This is a genomic window from Pannus brasiliensis CCIBt3594 (genome assembly GCF_036688125.1).
GTDB classification, from domain to species: Bacteria; Cyanobacteriota; Cyanobacteriia; order Cyanobacteriales; family Microcystaceae; genus Pannus; species Pannus brasiliensis.
Genome location: NZ_JBAFSM010000109.1, coordinates 1 through 2,398, shown reverse-complemented (window position 1 = coordinate 2,398; position 2,398 = coordinate 1). Strand labels below are relative to the sequence as shown.

The window sequence follows — 2,398 nt, the reverse complement described above, 5'->3', positions numbered from 1 at the left end:
GTCTTCGCCTCTCACAAAGCGGCTTTGGGCTACATTTGGGCTTGAAATCTGTTTAAGTCCCACTAACAGTAATAATTCCGCACGGGTTAGGTGACGGGACAGGTAAGTTTGATATAATGGGAGCATATTTTTTATGTTTTCAATAAGATAGGTTTGTTGAGAATGACGACCTATCTTTTTCGATCTTACACCCTTGTGTTCCTTATTGGGCAAGGCTTTCAGCCGCCTTGTCGCTCCTACAGCCGAATCTTAACATCTCCGATCGGATTTTAATGAACTACTTAATTGTAGTCTCGACTTTATCCGTTTTTGGATTGGGAGAGCCGAAAAAGTGGCCGGATAGGAGACCCGACGATCCCGCTACCGATCGAATTCCTCCCCAACCTTCTAGCGTTCGCCCCGTTGTTCTCCCGGCCGATATGGCGAGCGGCAGGCGGGAGCGATTCTCGGGAAAACTCGCGAGTCGCGCGCTTCTCCCGGATTTTTCACCGCTAGAATCCTGCCCGCTATCGATCGGGAACCCTCGGGTCGAGCGGTTCGGGAACATAATCGAACAGCCATTTAAATTGTCGGTCGGCGAGCCAAGCGGGAGTGAGTCGGTACAGCCAGTTCCGGAGCGAGCAGGCGAGCGGATGTTCCGCGTTGCCCAGCAGGCCGACCTGACGGGAGATGGCGAACACGCGGGTCACGCGCTCGCGTCGCCCGGCCTCGAACTGACGTAGCGCCCCCGGAACCGACCCCTCCCGCCCGAGCGAGGCGAGCCGCCGCGCGAGTTCGTAAGCGTCCTCGATCGCCATACACCCCCCCTGGCCGAGATTGGGTTGTACCGGGTGGGCCGCGTCCCCGATCAGCGTTACCCGCCCGCGCCCCCAAGCTCCCGCGAGGGGTTCGCGGTCGAAAATATCGTCGCGGTAAATCGGGCGATCGCCGAGAACTTCCAGAATAGCCGGCACCGGGTCGGCGTAGTTCGAGAAAAGCGCCTTGAGGACGGCTAAAGATCCCCCTCCGGCTTCATCGTTCCCGCCGGGGGGGGTATTGGCGAAGGCGTAGAAAGAGAAACGCCCGCGGCCCACGTCGAAGTAGCCGAAGCGATCGCCCCGTCCCCAGAATTCTGCCCAACTATACCGGCGATCGAGCGCGAGAGCACTTCCCTCGAAATATCCCCGCCAGCAACACGTCCCGCTGTAAACGGGAGGCTCCAATCGCTCCGCGCCCTCCAATCGGGCCCTAACCTTAGAATATAGCCCGTCAGCACCGACCACGACATTTCCCTCGACGCTCGTGCCGTTGCCGAAAACCACTCGAACCGTCTCCTCTCTTTCCTCGAAGTTCTCGAAGGGATAACCGACTTTAACCGTTCCAGACGGGAGGGATTCGTAGAGAATCCGTTGTAATTCCGGACGGAGTAAGCAGACCCCGAGATTGTCCGCCCCGATAAATTTCGGGGAGTTGAGGTAGAGGGGTTTCCCGCGGGAGCTAAAGAACCCGCCATCCCGGATCGTCCCCCCCCGTTCGTAGAGCTTGACGTGTAGTTCCCCGTCCCGGAGCACTTCATAGACCCGAGTGGCGTTCCGTTGCAGGAAAATCCCGCCGGGTCCCGATAGCATTTCCTCTAGAGGACGCTTTTCGTAGACTTCCACCGCGAGACCCGCGTCCAGACAGGCCCGCGCCAGGGTTAACCCCCCGATACCACCACCGATAACGATTACTTTGACCATCGATTCCCGCTTACCCCGTCCGGGTCTCTCCAAGAAATTAACTTTCGGTAGTCTAGCGTGGACCCGCGCGCGCGATTCAACCCCTGTCGCGCGGTTAGCGCTTTTTGATCACTACGGGGTGGGTTACGGTTGGAATCATCAGCGGAAACACTTACCGGATAAGAGTTTCACGAGAATAGAGGGTCGTCACGCCCCGAACGAGAGAAACTGTTAGTAATTCACGAGCGAAATCCTTTTCTAGCGAGGATTTCAAGCGATCGGTGAATCCGCGGCGATCCGAGAGTGACGAAAGAGCGTTAGGGAGCCAATACCTCGCGGGTTCCAATACTTCTCGGTTAAGGAAAAAGGGTGTAAAGTGGATGTAATCCCCCGATTCCCCCAGTCAAACACGAGTGTTACTCGAAGAATTCTCTTTAATCACCCCGAAAATCGAAGCCGGACAAGTGTTTCAAGCCCTACAGACCGTGATCGGCCCGGAATTAATCGAGGAAACCTTGCAGGAAACGAACGCGACGGGAGAGCGAAAACGACAACTCCCGTCCAGTTTGGTCGTCTGTCTGGTGATCGCCATGAGCCTGTGGTCATCGGATTCGATGACGAGCGTGCTACAAAATCTAGTCAATGGGCTGTAGGGGCGACAAGGCGGCTGAAAGCCTTGCCCAATAAGGAACACAAGGGTG

General features: G+C 56.6%; 2 protein-coding genes and 1 pseudogene. 2 read left to right on the top strand and 1 reads right to left on the bottom strand.

The window, feature by feature from the left end:
- Nucleotides 1–506: 506 nt before the first annotated feature.
- Nucleotides 507–1,718, bottom strand: coding sequence for an FAD-dependent monooxygenase (locus V0288_RS24925; protein WP_332867901.1), 1,212 nt, complete (start codon nt 1,716–1,718; stop codon nt 507–509).
- Between V0288_RS24925 and V0288_RS24920 the strand changes: the two genes are divergently transcribed.
- Together V0288_RS24920 and V0288_RS24915 are read left to right on the top strand one after the other, a co-directional pair.
- Entirely contained in the window at nt 1,711–1,932 is a 222-nt protein-coding gene (locus tag V0288_RS24920; protein ID WP_332867900.1) for a hypothetical protein, read from the top strand. The two genes, V0288_RS24925 and V0288_RS24920, sit on opposite strands and share 8 nt — an antisense overlap.
- Before the next feature lie 178 nt (nt 1,933–2,110).
- Nucleotides 2,111–2,347, top strand: a pseudogene (locus V0288_RS24915) (transposase domain-containing protein); the annotation flags it as partial.
- Nucleotides 2,348–2,398 lie beyond the last annotated feature (51 nt).

Coding starts and splice junctions, on each gene's coding strand:
- V0288_RS24925 (WP_332867901.1), bottom strand. CDS start 1,718: ATGGTCAAAGTAATCGTTATCGGTGGTGGTATCGGGGGGTTAACCCTG.